Source organism: Solibacillus sp. FSL R5-0449 (assembly GCF_037975215.1).
Lineage (GTDB): Bacteria > Bacillota > Bacilli > Bacillales_A > Planococcaceae > Solibacillus.
Genome location: NZ_CP150239.1, coordinates 2,347,076 through 2,368,394, shown reverse-complemented (window position 1 = coordinate 2,368,394; position 21,319 = coordinate 2,347,076). Strand labels below are relative to the sequence as shown.

General features: G+C 35.7%; 24 protein-coding genes and 1 riboswitch. Of the genes, 21 read left to right on the top strand and 3 right to left on the bottom strand.

Annotation, left to right across the window (positions count from 1 at the left end; all coding sequences use genetic code 11):
• Positions 1 to 241: 241 nt before the first annotated feature.
• From trxA to MKY27_RS11825, 3 genes are all read left to right on the top strand, one after another.
• Positions 242 to 556 carry a thioredoxin gene (gene trxA / locus MKY27_RS11835; RefSeq protein WP_339172413.1) on the top strand — a complete coding sequence of 105 codons (315 nt, stop codon included), beginning with the start codon at positions 242 to 244 and terminating at the stop codon, positions 554 to 556.
• Between the two features lie 135 nt (positions 557 to 691).
• Positions 692 to 2,482 carry an excinuclease ABC subunit UvrC gene (gene uvrC / locus MKY27_RS11830; protein WP_339172410.1) on the top strand — a complete coding sequence of 597 codons (1,791 nt, stop codon included), beginning with the start codon at positions 692 to 694 and terminating at the stop codon, positions 2,480 to 2,482.
• A 32-nt stretch (positions 2,483 to 2,514) separates the two neighbouring features.
• Positions 2,515 to 2,693: riboswitch (Lysine riboswitch) on the top strand.
• Positions 2,694 to 2,781: 88 nt separating this feature from the next.
• Complete coding sequence (locus tag MKY27_RS11825) at positions 2,782 to 4,014, top strand: aspartate kinase (RefSeq protein WP_339195284.1); 1,233 nt, start codon at positions 2,782 to 2,784, stop codon at positions 4,012 to 4,014.
• Positions 4,015 to 4,110: 96 nt separating this feature from the next.
• On the opposite strand, the gene MKY27_RS11820 is transcribed toward MKY27_RS11825, so the two are convergent.
• Positions 4,111 to 4,527, bottom strand: a complete 417-nt coding sequence (locus MKY27_RS11820; protein ID WP_339172406.1) for a YslB family protein — start codon at positions 4,525 to 4,527, stop codon at positions 4,111 to 4,113.
• Between the two features lie 271 nt (positions 4,528 to 4,798).
• Between MKY27_RS11820 and MKY27_RS11815 the strand changes: the two genes are divergently transcribed.
• The 12 genes from MKY27_RS11815 to MKY27_RS11760 all read left to right on the top strand — a co-directional run bounded on the left by MKY27_RS11815 (position 4,799) and on the right by MKY27_RS11760 (position 13,898).
• Entirely contained in the window at positions 4,799 to 5,413 is a 615-nt protein-coding gene (locus tag MKY27_RS11815) for a succinate dehydrogenase cytochrome b558 subunit (protein ID WP_339172403.1), read from the top strand.
• A 94-nt stretch (positions 5,414 to 5,507) separates the two neighbouring features.
• Positions 5,508 to 7,253 (top strand): succinate dehydrogenase flavoprotein subunit, encoded by a 1,746-nt coding sequence (sdhA, locus tag MKY27_RS11810; protein WP_339195281.1) that lies wholly within the window; start codon positions 5,508 to 5,510, stop codon positions 7,251 to 7,253.
• Positions 7,254 to 7,269: 16 nt separating this feature from the next.
• Entirely contained in the window at positions 7,270 to 8,046 is a 777-nt protein-coding gene (sdhB, locus tag MKY27_RS11805) for a succinate dehydrogenase iron-sulfur subunit (RefSeq protein ID WP_251686562.1), read from the top strand.
• Between the two features lie 143 nt (positions 8,047 to 8,189).
• The gene (locus MKY27_RS11800) at positions 8,190 to 8,633 is read left to right on the top strand and encodes a thioesterase family protein (RefSeq protein WP_339195278.1); all 444 of its coding nucleotides are present in this window, start codon (positions 8,190 to 8,192) and stop codon (positions 8,631 to 8,633) included.
• Positions 8,634 to 8,702: 69 nt separating this feature from the next.
• Positions 8,703 to 8,924, top strand: a complete 222-nt coding sequence (locus MKY27_RS11795; protein ID WP_008405041.1) for a LuxR C-terminal-related transcriptional regulator — start codon at positions 8,703 to 8,705, stop codon at positions 8,922 to 8,924.
• A gap of 73 nt (positions 8,925 to 8,997) precedes the next feature.
• Positions 8,998 to 9,441, top strand: coding sequence for a MarR family transcriptional regulator (locus tag MKY27_RS11790; RefSeq protein WP_339172394.1), 444 nt, complete (start codon positions 8,998 to 9,000; stop codon positions 9,439 to 9,441).
• Between the two features lie 16 nt (positions 9,442 to 9,457).
• Positions 9,458 to 10,258 carry a glutamate racemase gene (racE, locus tag MKY27_RS11785; RefSeq protein WP_339195276.1) on the top strand — a complete coding sequence of 267 codons (801 nt, stop codon included), beginning with the start codon at positions 9,458 to 9,460 and terminating at the stop codon, positions 10,256 to 10,258.
• Positions 10,259 to 10,382: 124 nt separating this feature from the next.
• The gene (gene rph / locus MKY27_RS11780; protein WP_339195274.1) at positions 10,383 to 11,135 is read left to right on the top strand and encodes a ribonuclease PH; all 753 of its coding nucleotides are present in this window, start codon (positions 10,383 to 10,385) and stop codon (positions 11,133 to 11,135) included.
• Positions 11,135 to 11,728, top strand: coding sequence for an XTP/dITP diphosphatase (locus MKY27_RS11775; RefSeq protein WP_339172386.1), 594 nt, complete (start codon positions 11,135 to 11,137; stop codon positions 11,726 to 11,728). Before rph ends, MKY27_RS11775 begins: the two co-directional genes overlap by 1 nt.
• 106 nt (positions 11,729 to 11,834) lie before the next feature.
• A complete protein-coding gene (locus tag MKY27_RS11770) occupies positions 11,835 to 12,335 on the top strand; it encodes a metallophosphoesterase (protein ID WP_339195272.1) in 501 nt (166 codons plus the stop codon).
• 732 nt (positions 12,336 to 13,067) lie between these two features.
• Positions 13,068 to 13,526, top strand: coding sequence for a hypothetical protein (locus MKY27_RS11765; protein ID WP_339195269.1), 459 nt, complete (start codon positions 13,068 to 13,070; stop codon positions 13,524 to 13,526).
• Between the two features lie 66 nt (positions 13,527 to 13,592).
• Complete coding sequence (locus tag MKY27_RS11760; RefSeq protein WP_339195267.1) at positions 13,593 to 13,898, top strand: hypothetical protein; 306 nt, start codon at positions 13,593 to 13,595, stop codon at positions 13,896 to 13,898.
• A 75-nt stretch (positions 13,899 to 13,973) separates the two neighbouring features.
• Here MKY27_RS11760 and MKY27_RS11755 read toward each other — a convergent pair whose 3' ends face one another.
• Both MKY27_RS11755 and MKY27_RS11750 read right to left on the bottom strand, forming a co-directional pair.
• Positions 13,974 to 15,110, bottom strand: a complete 1,137-nt coding sequence (locus MKY27_RS11755; protein ID WP_339195266.1) for a site-specific integrase — start codon at positions 15,108 to 15,110, stop codon at positions 13,974 to 13,976.
• Positions 15,111 to 15,181: 71 nt separating this feature from the next.
• The gene (locus MKY27_RS11750) at positions 15,182 to 15,502 is read right to left on the bottom strand and encodes a DUF771 domain-containing protein (RefSeq protein ID WP_014823173.1); all 321 of its coding nucleotides are present in this window, start codon (positions 15,500 to 15,502) and stop codon (positions 15,182 to 15,184) included.
• Positions 15,503 to 16,105: 603 nt separating this feature from the next.
• Between MKY27_RS11750 and MKY27_RS11745 the strand changes: the two genes are divergently transcribed.
• From MKY27_RS11745 to MKY27_RS11720, 6 genes are all read left to right on the top strand, one after another.
• A complete protein-coding gene (locus tag MKY27_RS11745; protein WP_339195263.1) occupies positions 16,106 to 17,164 on the top strand; it encodes a site-specific integrase in 1,059 nt (352 codons plus the stop codon).
• 23 nt (positions 17,165 to 17,187) lie between these two features.
• Positions 17,188 to 17,748, top strand: a complete 561-nt coding sequence (locus MKY27_RS11740; protein ID WP_339195261.1) for a hypothetical protein — start codon at positions 17,188 to 17,190, stop codon at positions 17,746 to 17,748.
• 115 nt (positions 17,749 to 17,863) lie between these two features.
• Entirely contained in the window at positions 17,864 to 18,763 is a 900-nt protein-coding gene (locus tag MKY27_RS11735) for a tyrosine-type recombinase/integrase (RefSeq protein ID WP_339195258.1), read from the top strand.
• A gap of 64 nt (positions 18,764 to 18,827) precedes the next feature.
• Complete coding sequence (locus tag MKY27_RS11730) at positions 18,828 to 20,075, top strand: hypothetical protein (protein WP_339195255.1); 1,248 nt, start codon at positions 18,828 to 18,830, stop codon at positions 20,073 to 20,075.
• Positions 20,041 to 20,607 (top strand): hypothetical protein, encoded by a 567-nt coding sequence (locus MKY27_RS11725; protein WP_339195253.1) that lies wholly within the window; start codon positions 20,041 to 20,043, stop codon positions 20,605 to 20,607. Before MKY27_RS11730 ends, MKY27_RS11725 begins: the two co-directional genes overlap by 35 nt.
• Positions 20,594 to 21,160 carry a hypothetical protein gene (locus tag MKY27_RS11720; RefSeq protein WP_339195251.1) on the top strand — a complete coding sequence of 189 codons (567 nt, stop codon included), beginning with the start codon at positions 20,594 to 20,596 and terminating at the stop codon, positions 21,158 to 21,160. Before MKY27_RS11725 ends, MKY27_RS11720 begins: the two co-directional genes overlap by 14 nt.
• The last annotated feature ends 159 nt before the right edge of the window (positions 21,161 to 21,319 follow it).

Here is a 21,319-nt window from a genome sequence, read left to right as displayed (position 1 = left end):
CTTTTGAAGGGAGCCTTTTAATTTTTATTATGGTGAGGTAAGTATGGTGTGAAGAGAAATGGATATCGTATAATGCATTAAATTGTTTAAATAAAGGGTATAGTTCTTCTAATATCCTCTAAAATCCATCGGAAACAATGGCTAAATTTGAGGGTCATGATATTCCCAAGCATTTTACTACTGTTTAATTGGGAAAACATGCTATACTACAACCATATGTTATTTAAGGAGGCTATTTAATATGGCAATTGTACACGCGACAGATCAAACATTTCCACAAGAAATTTCAAACGGCACAGTTTTAGTAGACTTTTGGGCTACTTGGTGCGGACCATGTAAAATGATCGCTCCAGTTCTTGAAGAATTAGATTCAGAAATCGGTAACGATGTTAAAATCGTAAAAGTTGATGTTGATAACAACCAAGGTACTGCTGCTGATTACCAAATCATGTCAATCCCATCATTATTATTATTCGTAGATGGTGAATTAAAAGCAAAAACTGCTGGCTTCATGCCAAAAGAAGCTTTAGTTGATTTCATTAACGACAACAAATAATTAAACCATTGACCATTCAAACGCCAAGGCGTTACTGATATGTCAACAAGCCGTATGCCGTATAAGGTGTACGGCTTTTTTCTTATACCCCAATCAGTTAAAATAAAAGAAAGGACATATTAAACAGGTGAGAAAATGAATGCAATCATAAAAGCAAAACTAGAAATACTGCCAAATGAATCAGGTTGCTATATTATGAAAGACCGTCAAGGCACGATTATCTACGTTGGTAAGGCGAAAGTATTGAAAAATCGAGTACGTTCTTACTTTACGGGAAGTCATGACGGGAAAACTGCAAGACTAGTCAGTGAGATTGAAGACTTCGAATATATTGTGACTTCAAGCGATTTGGAAGCCCTTATTCTGGAGCTGAATTTAATTAAGCTGCATGACCCGAAGTATAATGTAAAACTAACGGATGATAAAACGTATCCTTATATAAAAATAACGAATGAACGATACCCTCGTATTATTACGACAAGAAAAGTGAAGAAGGATAAAGCGAAATATTTCGGTCCGTATCCGAATGCCTATGCGGCGAACGAAACGCGTAAATTACTGGACCGTCTGTACCCGCTTCGTAAATGTACGCATCTGCCTAACCAGGTGTGCCTGTACTATCACTTAGGTCAATGTTTGGCACCGTGTGTAAAGGATATTGAAAAACAGGTGTATGATGAAATGATTGATGAGATTTCGAAGTTCTTAAATGGGGGCGTCGAAGAAATACAACAAGACCTTCAGCAAAAAATGCTGGATGCAGCCGAAAATCTGGAGTTTGAGCGGGCAAAGGAATTCCGGGATTTGATTGCCCATATTGATCAGATTATGGAAAAGCAAAAAATCGTCACAGATGATTTAAGCAACCGGGATGTATTTGGCTATGCAGTGGAAAAAGGCTGGATGTGTGTTCAGGTGTTTTTCGTGCGTCAAGGTAAACTCATTGAGCGGGATGTTTCGGTTTTCCCGATCTATAATGAGCCGGAAGAGGAATTTTTAACATTTGTCGGGCGTTTTTACGAACAGCCGCATCATCTATTGCCAAAAGAGATTTTTGTACCGAAATCGATTAACGAAACAATTTTACAAAAGCTTTTGAATGTGAAGGTACTGACACCAAAGCGCGGTTCCAAAAAAGAGCTTGTTGATCTGGCGATGAAAAATGCGGAAATCGCCATTCATGAGAAATTCCAGTTGATTGAACGTCAAGAAGAGCGGACAGTAGGGGCTTGTGAAGCGCTTGCTGAAGCAATGCAAATTCCGTTGCCGCTTAGAATAGAGGCGTTTGATAACAGTCATATGCATGGTGCAGACCCGGTATCGGCGATGGTTGTTTTCATCGACGGGAAGCCTGCGAAAAAGGAATACCGGAAATATAAAACAAGGGAAGCGGCCAAGCATGATGACTATGGCGCGATGCAGGAAGTCATTCGACGCCGCTATACACGTGTACTGCGAGAAAATCTGCCATTGCCTGACCTGATTCTCATCGATGGGGGAAAAGGACAAATGGAAGTCGCACGTGAAGTAATCGAAGACGAACTTGGCTTAGTCATCCCGATTGCAGGACTTGCTAAAGACGAAAAGCATAATACGTCCCAGCTTTTATTTGGTACGCCTCCGGGAGTTGTACCGTTGAAGCGTACAAGTGACGGCTTCTATTTATTGCAGCGTATTCAAGATGAAGTTCACCGATTTGCGATTACATTTTTACGTCAGCAGCATCAAACGAATGCCATTACTTCTGTTCTTGATGGGATTGAAGGAGTGGGTCCGAAGCGAAAGCAGCAGCTTATGAAGCATTTTGGTTCAGTGAAAAAAATTCGCGAAGCAAGCGAGCTGCAGCTGCAGGAATCAGGAGTACCGGCAAAATTGGCGGAAGTCATCTATCGTCATTTTCATGAAGCACCATTGAATAAAGAATAGGGTTGTGCTAATATAAAAGACAATTCAATATTTACTAAGATAGAGGCGCAGTATTCAACAGTACATTGCTCGAGGAAGAACAATTCCATTGACAGCAATCGAAAGGGGGTCCTGCCGAAGTGAAGTGCGTATTGTTCGCGCAGTTTGCTGGTTTTGCATTTAAGAGATGTAAAACTGTCAGAGCTTTATGTTCTGGAGGGCTATCCTGAAAAACTTATAACTATTATTTGTATTGACGGCGGCTTTCCATGAACTCGGAAAGCCGTCTTTTTTGTTTTCAAATTTAAGGAGGGAAAAGAATGGAGACAGTTGTTGTAAAGTTTGGCGGTCCGGCATTGACTACACCGGAAAAAATAGTACACCTAGCTAAAAAAGTGATAAAAGAGCAAGGGCGTGGCATAAACTTAGTCGTTGTCGTTTCTTCAATGCCCGCTATACGACGAGAATTGAGACAATATGCTGCTGAAATTACCGATGAGCCGTCGAAACGGGAAATGGATGCATTCGTCTCATCAGCAACACAAATAACAAGTGCGATGCTTGCAATGGCGATTCAGGAGCATGGAGGCAAAGCTGTCTCTTTAGCTGGATGGCAAACAGGTATCCATACAAATCAAAAGCATGGTAACGCACGGATCGATCATGTCGATAGTAAACGAATTCAGGAACATTTGGCATTAGGCGAAATCGTCGTCGTAGCAGGTTTTCAAGGAGTTACGGGGACAGACAATATTTCAACATTCGGCAAAGGAGGTTCTGAAACTTCAGCGGTTGCACTTGCGGTTGCCCTCGAAGCAGAGCGTGTCGAGATTTTTTCATCGGTTGAAGGGATTTTCACAGCAGACCCAGAAATTGTAAAGGGATCTAGGAAACTACCGGAAGTTTCTTATGATGAGATGTTGGAATTTGCAAATTTAGGGGCTAAAATATTGCAACCACGTGCGGTTGAACTTGCCAAAAAATACAATATACCGCTCATTGTACGTTCTTTCGTACAGGACGTGGAAGGCACTTTTATTAAAGGGGATGTAGACATGGAGAAAAACTTACTTGTACGCGGGATAGCCTACGAATCGGATATTATTCGTTTGACGATCGGCTATGATTCGTATGAAACCGCGTCATTGGCAGAAGTGTTTAGTGTTTTAGCAGAAAATGATATCAATGTGGATATTATTGTTCAAGCAGTCATTGATGGCGTGAAGCCGACCATTTCCTTTTCAATTTCCAAGGATGAGTTTGCGGAAGCATTACGGGTTCTGGAAACTAGTAAATTATCACTTGGATTTAGTTTTGCAGATTTTGAAGTAGGTTTAGCGAAAGTATCGATTATCGGTTCTGCGATGGCATCCAATCCTGGGGTGGCAGCTCGCATGTTTGCACGTTTGGGACGCGAACATATTCCTGTAAAAATGGTCAGCACTTCGGAAATCAAAGTGTCTGTCGTTGTACCACAGGAAGAAATGGTTCGTGCTGCGAATGTGCTGCATGAGGAATTCGATTTGGCAATGAAAGAAGTAACCGCTTCTTAAAGTAATAGCTGGAAATGAGCTGAAGTAGCTTATTTCCAGCTTTTTTATTGTGCAAATTTGCATCTTCACCAATAGATAATTATGATAAGTTGAAGACTAAATTTTCTCTTTTAAATCCCATTTTAACGTAAATTTTACGATGTGTTTGTCATTGTCTTTTTCTTCATAGCATTCCGTCAAATAGCCAAGCTGTTTTTGCTTCTGCTCTGCCAAAAAGCCGGCTTCAAGACGGAAACAACGTTGTACAATATTAAGTGGCAATTCCTCAGATGTCGAAAGTATGTAGTGAAGTTCGTCCTTCGTTTCCTTTTCCAGAATTAACTGGCCCCAGCCAGCTTCCATGAAAAATGAAGGCAGTTCATCCATTGAAAATAATGGGAACTTTCTTGCAATTTCTTTACCTGCCCAATATAAAACATCTTCTTCATGCTTTCCTAAAATAGAAGGAAGAAGATGGTCACGAATGATTTCGTAGCCAAAAGTTGGAATCGTTTTCATTTTGTACCCTTCCATATAAAAAACCTCTTTCATAAATTTTCGTATAATTTTCATTCTTTCGTGAAGAAAAGAGTTATAAGCAGAAAAAACGGTTCTCAAAACAGCGTAAAACCGTCTTTAAAATGATTATAAAATATCCTGCGTTGCCTTGACGCTAGTATCTGTTGAGAGTACAATGGACATGTCATAATATTGTACCATGATGAAATGCGCAGTCAACATCCCAACTTTTACAAATTTGAGGCGTTGCGCATGTGTATTTCAAGTACTAAGGGGGGTAACAGTTTTGTCGAAAGATCGTGAATTTTTATGGCGCCGCTTACACTCGTTACTAGGTGTAGTTCCTGTCGGGTTGTTCTTGGTGTTCCACTTATTTCTGAACTTCACTGCAATTGGCGGTGAGGAAACTTACAATAACGCTACAGGTGTTATGGAATTACTTCCACACTCGTTATTGTTAGCGATGGAATGGATTATTATCTATATTCCATTAATGTTCCACGGATTCTATGGAGTGTATATTGCTTTTACAGCGACATACAACACGGGACGTTTCAGCACATTCCGTAACTGGATGTTTGCATTGCAACGTTTCACAGGGATCTTCCTTGTAATCTTCATTGCGTGGCATATTTTCCAAACACGTATCCAAAAAGCATTAGGTGCTGAAGTTGAATTTAATATGATGGTTGAAATCGTTGATAATCCATTAATGTTAGTATTCTACATTTTAGGTATCGTTTCAGCAGCATTCCACTTAGCGAACGGTTTATGGTCGTTCTTAGTAAGCTGGGGTATTACACAATCTAACAAATCTCAACGAATCGCAACTTATGTTACATTGTTAATCTTCGTAGTATTAGCAATCGTTGGTGTTGCAGCTATCTTAGCATTCGTTTAATCACTTAACTTAGTCACTACTACATAGTTAAGTACCTAGACGGAATGGAATATGAGTAAAAGTTTTAGCAATTAATGAGGAGTGAGAAATAATCATGGCAAAAAGTAAAGTTATCGTCGTTGGTGGCGGTCTTGCTGGCTTAATGGCTACGATTAAAGCAGCTGAAGTTGGTACTGAAGTTGAATTATTCTCGTTAGTTCCGGTTAAACGTTCACACTCTGTATGTGCACAAGGCGGAATTAACGGAGCAGTTAATACAAAAGGTGAAGGGGATTCTCCATGGATCCACTTTGATGATACAGTTTATGGTGGTGACTTCTTAGCGAACCAACCACCAGTTAAAGGTATGTGTGATGCAGCACCTGGTATTATCCACTTAATGGACCGTATGGGTGTAATGTTCAACCGTACTCCAGAAGGTTTACTTGACTTCCGTCGTTTCGGTGGTACGTTAATGCACCGTACAGCATTCTCTGGTGCGACTACTGGTCAACAATTATTATACGCACTAGACGAGCAAGTTCGTTCACACGAAGTAGCTGGTTTAGTTACGAAATATGAGCACTGGGAATTCCTTGGTGCAGTGCTTGATGACGAAGGCGTTTGCCGCGGTATCGTAGCACAAGATTTACGTAGTGAAGAAATTCGCTCATTCCGCTCTGATGCTGTAATTATGGCAACAGGTGGTCCTGGTATTATCTTCGGTAAAACAACAAACTCAGTAATCAACACTGGTTCTGCAGCATCGATTGTTTACCAACAAGGTGCAACATATTCAAATGGTGAAATGATTCAAATTCACCCAACAGCGATTCCTGGAGACGACAAAAACCGTCTAATGTCTGAATCTGCTCGTGGTGAAGGTGGACGTGTATGGACGTATAAAGACGGTAAGCCTTGGTACTTCCTAGAAGAGAAATATCCAGCTTACGGTAACTTAGTACCACGTGATATCGCAACACGTGAGATTTTTGACGTGTGTGTAAATCAAAAATTGGGTATTAACGGGGAAAACATGGTATACTTAGACTTATCCCATAAAGATCCTCATGAATTAGATATTAAACTAGGTGGTATCATCGAAATCTACGAAAAATTCGTAGGTGATGACCCACGTAAATTACCGATGAAAATCTTCCCAGCGGTACACTATTCAATGGGTGGATTATGGGTTGACTATGACCAAATGACTGAAATCCCTGGTTTATTCGCTGCAGGTGAATGTGACTACTCACAACACGGTGCAAACCGTTTAGGTGCGAACTCATTATTATCAGCGATTTACGGTGGTATGGTTGCAGGTCCAAATGCTGTTAAGTACATTAAAGGACTTAAAAAGCATGCAGAAGATTTACCTGAAGAAATCTATACGCGTCGCGTACAGGAAGAAACAGAAAAATGGGAAGCTATCCTAAAAATGGATGGTACAGAAAACGCTTACTTACTACACAAAGAACTTGGTGAGTGGATGACTGACAACATGACTGTTGTACGTGTAAACGCAAAACTAGAAGAAACTTATGCGAAATTAACTGAACTTCAAGAGCGTTGGGAAAACATCAACATTAACGACACACAAAAATGGTCGAATCAAGGTGCTCACTTCACTCGTCAGTTAAAGAACATGCTATATTTAGCTAAAGTTATGACTAAGGGTGCATTATTACGTAACGAATCTCGTGGGGCTCACTACAAGCCTGAATTCCCTGAACGTGATGATGAAAACTTCTTAAAAACAACTATGGCGAAGTTCGATCCGGCAACGGGCGAACCAATTATTACTTATGCCGATGTAGACGTTTCGTTAATTCCACCACGTAAACGCGACTACTCAGCGTAGAAGGGGGAACTAAACAGTGGAAACAGTAAATACTGATAGAACAGTTAAGTTAGAAATCGTTCGTCAAGACAATGAGAATGGTGCTACACGCGTTGAGAAGTTTGAAGTTCCTTACCGTCCAGGTATGAACGTTATTTCTGCTCTAATGCATATTCAAAAAAATCCTGTTACTGCTGATGGTCAAAAAACGACTCCAGTAGCATGGGATATGAACTGTCTGGAAGAAGTTTGTGGTGCATGTTCAATGGTAATCAACGGACGTCCACAACAATCTTGTTCAGCATTAGTAGACAAGTTAACTCAACCAATTCGTTTAGAGCCAATGAAAACTTTCCCGGTTATCCGTGACTTACAAGTAGACCGTGAGCGCATGTTTAACGCACTTAAGAAAGTTAAAGCATGGGTACCTATCGATGGTACTTATGATTTAGGCGAAGGTCCTCGTATGCCAGAGCGCAAACGTCAATGGGCTTATGAATTATCAAAATGTATGACTTGTGGTGTATGTATGGAAGCATGTCCAAACGTTTCTGAATCTGCATCATTCATCGGTCCATTTGCATTATCTCAAGTACGTTTATTCAACACACACCCAACAGGTGCAATGAATAAAGACGAGCGTTTAAATGCAATCATGGGCGATGGTGGTCTTGCAAACTGCGGTAACTCACAAAACTGTGTAGCTGCATGTCCAAAAGGTATTCCTTTGACAACATCTATCGCTGCACTTAACCGTGAAACAACAGTTCAAATGTTCAAAAACTTCTTCGGTTCTGACCACATGGTTGACTAATCGAATGAATATAATTGACCCTCACCTAGGTGGGGGTCTTTTTGTTTTGAGTCCGCTTTTTGATTTCTGACAAATTATGCTATAATGAATGAGTATTCATTATCAGGGGATGATGATGGAATCAAACAAAGGGGGAATTTATTATGCGAGCTACATATATTCAGGATGCAACAGAATGGATGGCAGGATTTTCGTTTTCGACAAAGGTAAAGGTGCGTTTTTCGGAAACGGATATGTACGGGCATGTGAACAATACAAAAGTATTTGCCTATTTCGAGTATGCACGTATCGAATATTTTAAAGCATTAGGATTTGATTTTACAGCAGGATCAGATACGGGAAATATGCTCGTTGTTGCGGATATCCAATGTGATTATTTAAAAGAAGTGTTTTTCGACGAAGAATTGACAATATTTGTTAAAACCGCATCAATCGGCACATCATCGATGGATTTGCATTATATGGTGAAAAATGAAAAAGATGAAGTGTGCTATACAGGGCGCGGAACGCTTGTACAATTGAGCAGTGACACGGGGAAAGGTGTCCCGTTACTGGAAGAACAAAAAAAATTATTGCTTGGGAAATAGTTAAATGCCCTCACCTGCTTTGTATTTTCGACATAATGTACAAAGAAGAGGATAGGAGGGTGTTGCAAAATGAATCGTCCGCAGCATCGTTCGCTGTTAACAAAAAGAGAACGCGAGATTTTTGAGCTATTAATAAAGGACTATTCAACACGGGAAATATCAACTAAGCTAGGCATTAGTGAAAAAACCGTTCGTAATCATATTTCCAATACGATTCAAAAGCTGGGTGTATCAAGTCGTACGCAAGCGATTCTTGAGTTATTAAGACTTCAGGAATTGTCGATATACTGATTCGATGCTTGCTATTTTATGAAAAAAACTTCAAAATAGAACTATGAAACGCATCGAGGAGTGAATGGAGTAGATGAAAGATCACAGCACACATAGCTCTGAATCTGTAGCAATCCTGGAAAAAGAACTAAGATATATTTCACACTTAATCAAGCAAAAAGGTCGAGAAATTTTAAGCAATTATACGATTACACCTCCGCAATTTATTGCATTGCAATGGTTGCATGAATCGGGTGATATGACGATCGGTGACTTGTCGACGAAAATGTATTTAGCATTTTCGACAACGACAGATTTAGTGGACCGGATGGAGAAAAATGAATTGGTACAGCGTGTACGTGACGAAAATGATCGACGTGTTGTACGGATTCATCTTTTACCTGAAGGCGAAAGAATTATCCAGGAAGTAATTTTAAAGCGTCAAAATTATTTGCGGGATATTACACAGGAATTTAACGCAGAAGAGTTTGAGCAATTATCAAGAACATTACAAAAACTACATTTATTAATGAAATAGGATAGAGGCGGTACAAGTGAATGCCCCAATAGGTGTTATCGATTCCGGAGTTGGCGGGTTAACAGTGGCAAAAGCAATTATGGAGCTTTTGCCGAATGAAACAATATATTATATAGGTGATACGGCGCGATGTCCTTACGGGCCACGCACAAAGCAAGAAGTCCGCAATTTTACATGGGAGATGGCAAAAGCGCTCGAAAAGATGAATGTGAAGATGCTTGTCATTGCATGTAATACTGCGACTGCCGTTGCATTGGAAAGTCTGCAAAAGCATATGCCATTTCCGGTTTTAGGAGTTATTAATGCAGGGGCACGAGCGGCCATAAAAAAGACAAAGCGCAATGAAGTTGTCGTATTAGCGACAGAAGGCACGATCAAAAGTGGCGCATATGAAGAAGCAGTGAAATCATTGTCGACAAAAGCGAAAATAATTCCACTTGCCTGTCCGACATTTGTGCCACTCGTTGAAAGTGGCGAATACGAAGGCCAATTTTCGTATGACCTTGTTGCGAAAGGATTAAAACCGCTTGAAGATGAGCGATTTGATACAGTCATTTTAGGCTGTACACATTATCCTATTTTACAAAAGCAAATTGAAGCAGCAGTAGGCTCACAAGTTCACGTCCTGTCATCTGCCGAAGAAACGGCTAAAGATGTTGAAGCGATTTTAAGCTACACAGGACAATTACGAACAGACGAAAAACCGCCGCACCATATTCTGCATGCATCTGGCTCTGTGCCGATTTTCCGTTCCATAGCGGAACGTTGGCTGGAAAAAGGTGAATTGGATATCCGTAAAATTACATTCGAAAAATAGTTGATAGCTCAAATTAGGCATTTTGTCTAATTTGAGCTTTTTCCTTCTATGTCTTGCTTTTCTGCTTTAGACCCACCTTAAATTGTGATAAGATAAGTGCGCGAACAAATTGAGGAGGTCACGAATGACTAGACATGACTTAAGAGCTGTGAATGAATTACGTCCAGTTCAAATTGATAATAATTATTTAATGCATCCGGAAGGCTCGGTATTAATAACAGTTGGAAATACAAAGGTGATTTGTACTGCAACGATTGAAGAAAAAGTACCTGGTTTTTTACGTGGACAAGGTAAAGGTTGGATTACGGCTGAATATTCCATGCTACCACGCGCTACAGAGCAACGCACACGCCGTGAAAGCTCTGCAGGGAAGGTAAGTGGCCGCACAATGGAAATTCAACGCTTAATCGGCCGAGCATTACGTGCTGTCGTTGATTTAGAAGCATTAGGTGAAAAAACGGTATGGATTGACTGTGACGTAATCCAGGCAGATGGCGGAACGCGTACAGCATCGATTACAGGTGCTTTTGTAGCGATGACACAGGCAATTGCAAAACTAGGTGCTGACAAGCCATTCGTAAAATTCCCGGTTACAGATTATTTAGCTGCGACGAGTGTCGGAAAACTAGAAAACATTGGCGCAGTTTTGGACTTAAACTATGTGGAAGATTCAGCTGCACAAGTCGATATGAACGTTATTATGACAGGTGCCGGCGAATTTGTGGAATTGCAAGGGACAGGCGAAGAAGCGACATTCAGCCGTTCAGAACTAAATGAATTACTCGATTTAGGAGAAGCCGGAATTGCACAGCTAATCGAAATGCAAAAAACAGCATTAGGCGACATCGCAATCTTGATCGGAAAGGTGGAAGCATAATGAAACAAGTAGTAATCGCCACGAAGAACAAAGGAAAAGCGAAAGACTTTGAAGCATTATTCGGACCATTTGGCTATGAAGTTGTCACAATGTTTGAGGTTGCTCCAGATGTGGAAATTGAAGAGACAGGTACGACTTTTGAAGAAAATGCCATTTTAAAGGCGGAAACATTGGCGAACATGCTTGGCCAAATCGTGATTGCAGATGACAGCGGATTAGCGATCGATGCTTTAAACGGTGAACCGGGTGTTTATTCGGCGCGTTATGCCGGCGACCATGACGATGAAGCGAATATGGTGAAAGTGCTGGAAAACATGAAGGACGTACCGGAAGAACAGCGTACAGCCCGTTTCTGCTGTGCTTTAGCAATTGCTGGACCGAACATGGAGACAAAAACAGTATTCGGCACATGTGAAGGTATAATTGCACATGAGAAGAAGGGGACAAACGGATTCGGTTATGATCCGATTTTCTATGTACCTGCTTTGGAAAAACATATGGCGGAACTTTCTGCTGAAGAAAAAGGCGCCATTTCACACCGAGGCAATGCCATTCGCAAACTGGCCTTACAGCTAGCAGAATTTCTGAAATAGCAATTTCGGCAATTGTTGGAAATTGTAAAAAATTGTTTAATAACGATTGAATTTTCGTTTCATTGCTGTCAAACTAAGTATAGAAATGTAAAGGATGTGGATACGTATGAAGCTGTTGATAATGAGTGATACACATGGTGACGAGGAAATCATTGAACGTGTAAAGGGCTACCATCCAGATGCGCATAAAGTGATCCATTGTGGTGATAGTGAATTACCGTATGCACATCCTGCTCTGCAAGGAGTAGAGCGTGTGAAAGGGAACTGTGATCATGACCATAACTATTTGGAAGAGATGCTTTTTCAGGTAAATGGAGATCGTGTGTATGTGACACACGGGCATTTATACGATGTGAAAAACTCTCCGATGAAACTGATTTACCGCGCAAAGGAAGTCGGCGCACAAATCGTATGTTTTGGTCATTCACATATCCTTGGTGCAGAATATATTGATGACATATTATTTATCAATCCGGGCAGCTTGTTGAAGCCACGCCGGATCGAAGAAAAGTCATTTGTGACTCTGACGATAACTTCCACACATTTTACATTACAATGTTATGACGATAATAATAATTTGATCGATGAATTGTTTTATGAGCGTTAATTAACAATGTGAAGCCTTGAAGTAATGAGGGCTTCACTTTTTTAATACAGAATTTAGCAAATGGAAAATTATTTTAGTTAAATAATAATTTTGTTTAATTTGTTTGTTGACTTTAAATATAATATACCATATAATAAAAAATGTCTTTATTACCAATTGGTTTAAAGAAATTGTCTCAGTAGCTCAGCAGGATAGAGCAACGGCCTTTAAGTAAATAGGAGCCTTTATACGGAAAATGAACGTATAAAGTGGACGACACCGTATCGGTAAACCCTTAACAGATTATGCTGATGGCAATACCGAGGAAACGAGAACATTTGAATGGCTTTATGCAGGTAAAATGTTTGCTGCAAGAAATTGCGGGAGGTTCCGTAGAGACTAAACGTGTCGCACCTGAAATGGTGAAGTTATAGTCCAGACCAACAAATTATACGTCTGTATAAGTAGTGAAAACTATAGTGGTAAGCTAAGCCGTCGGTCGGGGGTTCGAATCCCTCCTGGGACGTATTTAGGTTCAAATTGTATAAGATTGAACAAAAGATTAAACGCTTCAAACCCTTGATATTCAAGAGTTTGAAGCGTTTTTTCGTATTATCTATATACGAAAGTATAGGATAGTTTTCGATATGTTTTTACACAAATTTTACACATCGAGAGATTTTTGAGCATTATCTAGATGTAGTCTATAATCTGTAAAAGTGCCGCGCGGTTATAGTGAAATGGAGGACTACAATGGTAAAATTAAATTCCGAAGATGTAAAATTATTAAATAGAATCTTTATGCTGGAAATGATCTTGACTAGTTGCGTATTTTCATCAGTATTTTTGTTTATAGAATTTATTGTAGATGTCATTCCTTTTTTATCAAGGTATAGTGCTTATACAATTATAATAATTAAATCCAATCTTTTATCTATGCTTATTTACAAGATGACATTGCAACAGATACTTTATCAAGATTTAAGGGAGAAACAAATAGATAAGCTATATAGCTTACCAATTAAAGCAATGTTATACGTTAGTACTTTGTCTTTTACTATTTTTATAATAGATGCATTATTCATGGGGATTAATATAGGATGGAATATAATGATGGTATCAATAATTTATATATTATGTTTTATTAATTCAGTATTAAAAGCTAGGAATTATATATGGAAGAAATGGAGTAATGAAAATAGTGTTAATTAAATTAATCTTGTTATAAAGGATTACCTGGTAAAATGTAGAACTTTAAAATTAAAGGAGGTGGATATTATGGGGATTAAGATTACGGGCTTAAACAAACTGAAACAATTATCGAAAGGGTTAGAAGAAGTATCTAATACTAAGTCTATACCGATAACGGAGCTATTAACAAATAGTTTTTTAGCGAAGAATACTAGATTTTCAAATTTTAGTGAATTTGAAAGTAGTGAGATCTTTAAGAAGTATAAAGATATTGAAGACATACCTGATCAAGAAATGGACGAATTCATTATGAATTATTCTGATTTTACTTCATGGGAAAATATGCTTCATAGTGCCACAGAGGAATACATTAAGAATAAACTTAACTTTTAATAATAATTGCTTTACTGATGAAGATGTTTAAAGAGAAGGGAGGATTATATACTAAAATTACCCTTCTCTTTTTAATTAGTTGATGTATAACTGTTTAAATATTGATTTGGTTTTATTTGAGTCTTCTTCACGCAATTCGCTTACTAAATGTGAGTATGTACCAATGGTTGTATCTAGATTATTGTGCCCTAAGCGTTCGGAAATATATACTATTGAAACACGTTGGTAAAGTAATATACTCGCATGTGTATGGCGTAATCCGTGAAATGAAATAACCGGTGAAATATTTAAACGTTTTAAAATAGCACGTAAAACGTCGTTAATTCGATCATTTGTTATAATTTTTCCAATTTCATTTTTATAAAAAATAATATTTAGATGATTTTCTATTATGTAACTCTCGTTATTCTTTAAGTCCTCAAAAAGATCCAGTGTGAATTTATCGAGAGTAATAGTACGTGAAACTTTATATAGGCTAAATTTAGATACATTCTTAAGAACATTTGTAGTAAGTTCTTGATGTTTATATTCAAGTTGCTTATTAACCGTAATACAACCGTTAACAAAATCAAAATCAGTCCATTGTAATGCTAATATTTCCGCGTAACGCATGCCGGTTGTTAATGCTAAAATTAACATATAGTTTTCTAAACCTAATTCAATATTATCTACAAGGTATTTTAATAATTTCTGACTATCGCTATAATTGATGAATTTTTCCTCATGTTTTTTAGGTGCTATTCCTGAAACAATAACCTTACGGGTGAAATCTTTTTTTAGTAAATCATCCTCCAGGGCATCAGTTACACAAGCGCGGATATGTTTGTGGGTTTTAGATACTGTACCATGATTAAGTGACTCTCCTAACTTTGAGATAAATTCTTGATATTCAAATCTAGTAATATTATGAATAGCTTTATCACCAAAAAAATTAGCAATTTTACTTTCAGTGGCTTTATAAGCAGCGATAGTAGTCTTTGAATAATCTTTTTTGAATGTAGTGTACCACCGATGAAAATAAGCATGAAAAGGCTGTTTTCTCACTATCGCTATATTTCCTTCTAATATCTCCGTTTCCACAAGTGTTGCAGCATTTTTAGCCTCTGTTTTAGTCTTAAAGCCACTTTTACGAAGTGTTTTATGTTTACCGTCTTTATCCTTATAACTAACAGTATATTGCCAGGATTGCCCCCTTTTCTGGAAGCTAGCCATAAGCATCAGTCCTTTCAAAATGAATTACAAAGAGTTTATTTTAATTGTTGAATATGGTCAAAAAATGAAAGTTAGTTATTATGAATATCTGCAAAGTGATCTTCTAAAAACTTAGCCATTTTAGTTGCTTGAAAACACCATTGTTGACCTTTCTTTACTGGATAAAAAACAAACCCCTTATTTTTAACATCAAGCAATGATTTGTATTTAGGGTTGTAGAGTAGATTTTGAGTTATCCAATCACGTTTTTTATTAATACGTTTTTCTAAGTCAGACATACTCCAATAGCAACCTTCAAGTTCGTTATCTTTTAATTCTTTGTATTCAATGAGATCTACTATAATTTTATCCTCCGGTATTGGGATTATTAATTGTGATGTTAAATACTGCATATTACGTTACTCCTTAGCTAATTTATAGTTTGAAGTAAACAAAAAAGCACCACGAAATAAACCCGAACAGTCGAGTTTACATCGTGGTGCTTCCACTTTTAAATGTTAATATTTACTTCTTGAGAAATACAATAGCATAGAGAAAAAAATTTTACAATAACTATTTTTAAAGAAAGTACTATCTAAATTCAATATATTAGATAAAAGAATACCATAGTTTAGGTTTATTATACTTACATGTTTTTTTATAAGCTTGCATTAAATTAAATATTATTTTATAGTTAATGCATTATTTTTTATTCTTATTTTACTTATTTTATTAAGTTATTCCTCAGGAAAAACTCTTTTTAGAGAAACTATTCATTTTATGAATTAGAGTTTCTCAAATTACATTTTCATGTATGGGATAGGTCTGTTCATTTTGAAAGACTGGTCCTGATAAGAGTTGAATCTAATAAAAATTCAGGCTCGAAAAATTATTATTATAATTTTTCGAGCCTTTTTATATATAAATTTGACAAATAGTTCTTTTAGTAAAACAGTTATTTATTTGATAGGGTATCGAGCCGACGTTCCCCGCGATTGAACAGGGCATTTAAAGGAGTGGAATATATAAGAAAAGGCAGGAGTAAAAACACACTAGAGTTTGAAGTTAAACTGATTATTAAAAATTTTAGTCACATCGGTAGTTCAAAAAAGGAGGCTAGAGAAAACTCTACAAAGGCAATTCATAGCTATAAGCAGCAGAAGAAAGTATTAACTGCCGCGCTTGATTTTATAAGGTTTGCTAAAGAAAAACATCAAATAAAAAATTTAGAGAATCTAAATAATTCGATTTATAAATCTTATATAGGCGAGCAAAGTAAGAAAGGTTTAAAAAACGGGTCAATCGTCGATTTAGAAACTTGCTTGCAGCTATTTCAGTTTGCTCTGACTCGGAACTATAAAAATAGAGGTAAAACAAAACCAATATTCTTTTATGGAAGGTTAGTCAAGAAAGAGAAAAGCGCGGTAGTTGATAGATCTATTTCATATGAAGACTACATACTGATAAGAGATACGGTAAGTAAACGGGTCTCTTTAGCGGTTTTTCTAATGTTTGAATTCGGTTTAAGGCTGAAAGAAGTTTCGAATATTAAAGTAAAACATTTTGATTTAAAGAATAATCAAATTTATATACCAGCTGGTGAAGGGGCGGGAGTTACAAAGGGAGGAAGATATAGAGTTATTCCTTTAGAAAGTGATAAAGATATTAAATTAACTTTAAATATAGCTGATAAAGCAGAAAACGATAAGGTTATTGAAATTAGCTATGAAACAATCAGAAAAAGCGTGCGTAATGCTTATAATAAAGCGCGGATTTCTTCTTGTGATAAAGGATGTCATCGATTTAGACATTCGTTTGCTAGAAATAGATTTAAAATGTATCTCTCTAGAATAAATGAACCAATTGATCACATTAATGATTTATTAACAAAGCTTGATTTTGAAATGAAAAATAGTAATTCTAGATATTTTTCTTGCAAAGAGTTGGGATTATTTCAAATAGTTCAATTAGCTAATAAGGTGTTAGATGAGCTAGGGCATACGAAGAGCAAGCCTTTAGAAAAATCGATTAGGAGGGATTTATATCTAGTGTATTTAGCAGGGACTAAACTATAAATTTAACGTAAGGTGGGTAAAAAATGGAGGGCAAAAAGAAAGTGAAGAATGTTTTGGATTGGTACTTTACTGGAAAAGCGGAAGATATGGGAGAAAGAATTAATTCATGTGATTTATGTAATACAGCAATTAGATATGTTTATTACATTCAAAATAAAATTACAGGTGAAATACTGGGTGTAGGTTCTGATTGCATAGAAAGGTTTAATGTTACCATGATGAAAAGTGGTGTAAGGTCTTCTAGGGTAGAAACCCTTAAAGAAGTTAATAAATATAAATATCATTTTAAAAAAGAAAATGCCAACCAATATGTATTTAATACAATTGATAAACTAAGTTGGCCGAATATTGGTTCGTATAAAAAGAATTACAGTGATAATGGCTATTTTACTCCAGAGCAGAGCTTTGCGTTATTTAACTATCTTGATAAGCAAGGCACGGTATATGACAAGAGAAAATTTAAGATTAATGTAGATACGAAAAAAAATATGAATAAGTTTACATATCAAAAATTTAAAGTGATTGAAGATGCCTTAACGGATAATCAGAAGAAAGAATGTAAAAAGTTTTTATTTAATGATTAATTCATTATCAGAGTCAAAAAAACTTCCTTTTTAGACTCTGATACTCCATCGATTTTTGCCGGATTTTAAATGTTCAGTTTAAATTGAATTATAACGATTTCAGGAGTGATTGAAGATGAATAATAAGGGTTCAATAATTCGTTTAGATAAATTAAGAACAGATTTCGAAGTAGAAGAGTCGATTGCTCAAGTAATGCAAAGAAAGAAGGATATGTATTATCCGGATTATAAAAAGTTCGTTCACTTTTGTGAAAGTGAGTATCGTACATTAGACTTTGATTCGATGGAGAAATACCTGCATAAGTTAATAACGGTTAATGGCATTAAATATTCAACTTTTAACAGACGTGCTGCAGGGATTACCTTTTATTTATCTTCTGTATTAAATCTGGAACAATCAACTTTACAGAAAAAGAGACTTCAAATAATTCGACAGCTATATAATACAGAGGAATATTTGAGATTAAAACCGATGCGCGGAGTCCGCGCTGAAAAACAAGAAGAAGTAATTGCTCTTATTAATAAATATGATACAAATGACAAAAGTGAAATCCGTAAACGTGCTATTTGTTATTTAAATTTGATTACAGCAAATAGACCATCTGAAATGGTGAGAATAAAGGTTTCAGACATTGATATTACAAATAAAACTGTTTTAGTTATGTTAAAAAAACAAGGGGAAATGAAAGAAAAAAGTTTAACGTTAGAATGTATCAAAGCAGTTGAAAAATACATTAATGTATTTGGACTAAAGGAAGAAGACTATATAGTTGGTTCTGTTGATCGTTGGGGCATATATAAGAATATCAAAATTTCAGAACGTAGTTATAATCGCCTAATGCAGAAATGGTTAGGAATGGCACCGTATGTATTAAGAAAAACTCAAGTAAGTAGCATGCATAATAAGCAGGCTGATTTAGCAACAATTGCGAAACATACAGGGCATAAATGTTTACAAACAATAACAGAACATTATTTAGAGGTAAATAAAGGTGATATAGAGAGATATTTATAAATAAGTATATGTTATATTAAATACATAATATCCAGAAAAAAGAATAAAAGGAGTAAATAGATATATGCAAGCAACATATGTAATTGAACCTAAAGTTCATAGAGCTCTATATCAAAATGCTGTTAAAAAGTTACTTGTGGAAAATTTAGAAGACTATTCTAAATTTTTAACTGAAAGTGGTTATAGTATAATGAGTGACTTAGTTGATAGTCGTTTGTTAGATAAAGCTATTGATGATTCATTGATTTCGATAGATAAGGTAAATGAGTTTTTAATAAATGAAATAAATTATGGGTTGCAAAGAAACTTATATATTTATTATTTAGCTGATACCACTTTGTTAGAAGATGAGTTATACGTAACTAAAAGTATTAATAGTTTATCTAGATACTATTCTAATTGTGATTTAGTCAATGGTTTCCCTTTTGTATATAAAATTTCGATGGGGACAGATCATGGAAAGACGGAACTTATATATGCCGATGTTACCAAGGAAGATTCTGTTATAAAAAATATTAGTTTAGTTTTCTCAAAAGGCATAACCTATGATGGTGCTGAAGTAAATTATTATATTGGTGTGGAAATTAATGTAGAGCTAAAAACGATGATAATAAAGCTTCGAGGTAAAGAAGGGTTTGATGGGCCATTTAAAATAAATATAAATGAACTTCAGAATAATTTTAAAATAAATATTATAAATATATTTAATTTAGAGAGTATTAATACCAACTTGTTGATTCAAAAAGTTATATACAATATGACTAGAGATTTAACAGATAAGGTTTTATCGCCTACAATGACCGTCGTAAATTCTAAGATGGCTTCTGAAGTTCAACAAATTATAACGCAATGGAATAAATTGATTATTGATGAAGAAGTTGAATTAACAACTAAAGATATTAATTCTATTAAAGAATCTATTTTAAATAATTATTATAGGTTGCATATGCAGCATGTTATAGGGAAAATACCCAATAAAACATTAGTAGATAAATATGAAGTAGATGGTTATGTAAGGACTGTAAAATTTGTTGATGATACTATAGGGGAGGGGAAGGCAAAATCTCATACTAAAAAAGAATCGCTATTAGATACTAGTGTATACTATGATATAAAATCAAGATTAGATGATTCAAAAGTAATTAAATATACTACGATTTATTGGATAAATATGAATGATAAATATGAACCTATGGGGACGTCTTTCCACGCAGAAAGCAATGGGCGTTTTAAATGTAACGTATTACCTTATTACTTTGATAAGGAGATGTTTGATTATGTATTGCGAAAAATTGTTGAAAGTAAAGAATAATAAAGACAGTTCAAAGTTCTTAATTGATAGTTTGATTATACATAAATTAGACGATTACTTGAAAAACTATATTACTTTAAGAGAAAGACGAAATATTAATCCTGTTAAATTTGCTATTGAGAAGCAAATTCAGTATAAGACAGCGATGATGTTATTTGTTATAGGTAGTAGAGAAAGTTTATTTAGAATGAGACTTTTTTTTGAATGTAATTGTGGAGAACATATAGAACTGGAAACTACTAAAGATAAAATTATGTGTGAATGTGGTTTAATTGGCGAATATCAAGAATTAAAAGATAGTATAAAATTGTATTTCGAATTATTGGAAAAACCTATTAAATGCGAATGGGATGTTGATATTAATGGTGAAACTGATTTTTTAAATGAATTTGACATTGCAAAATACGATAATTCTTTTTCTAGTATTGAAAAGGTAGGTGATCCAGGTCTTATAAAATCGATAGATTCTTTATGTTTATTAAATATTAGAAATGATACTATGAAGGAGTATTTAGACAGTGAAGGGTTTTAATATTTTTGCAACTGTGACTATATCTATAATTACACTTTTATGTGGTGGAACTTTAACTTATTATTATTTTTTATACGATACAATACTATATAATGAAACCATTTGGGGTAGTTATATCTCTGGACTGGGCAGTTTTTTAGGGGGTTTATTCGGAGGGTTAGTAGCATTTATGGTAGCTAAGGCTCAGGTATGGCAAGAAGATCGGAAAAATAGGGAAAGTTCTAAGAATAGATTTAATAATATATTAAAGTTATTAATAGTAGAAGTGAATCATAATATTGATATATTTAAAATAATGAATCAATCAGGTGTTGAGGGAAAGTTATCTAATTCATTAGCATTAGAAGATCAAGTATGGAATGAAGTTAAATTTAATATTATTAGTGACTTGAAAGAAGATTTTTATAAAGTATTGAATAATCACTTTAGAGAGTGTAAAGATATAAAATTGAAAGTCTTACCTGATTATCAGAATCTAGAAAAAGTTGATTTAACTATAAGGATTAAAACAGCTGAAAAAATTGTAAAAGATTTAGAAGGATATTTAAAATAATAAATTTTACACAAATTTTACACATGGCTAAAGAGAAAGTTGTTATTTCAATGTTTCTCAGCCCTATATAACGTCCTCCTGGGACGTATAAATACCGTCAAACTTGAATTAACAGGTTTGATGGTTTTTTTTTTGCAAAAAATCAATTAGTAATTTAAA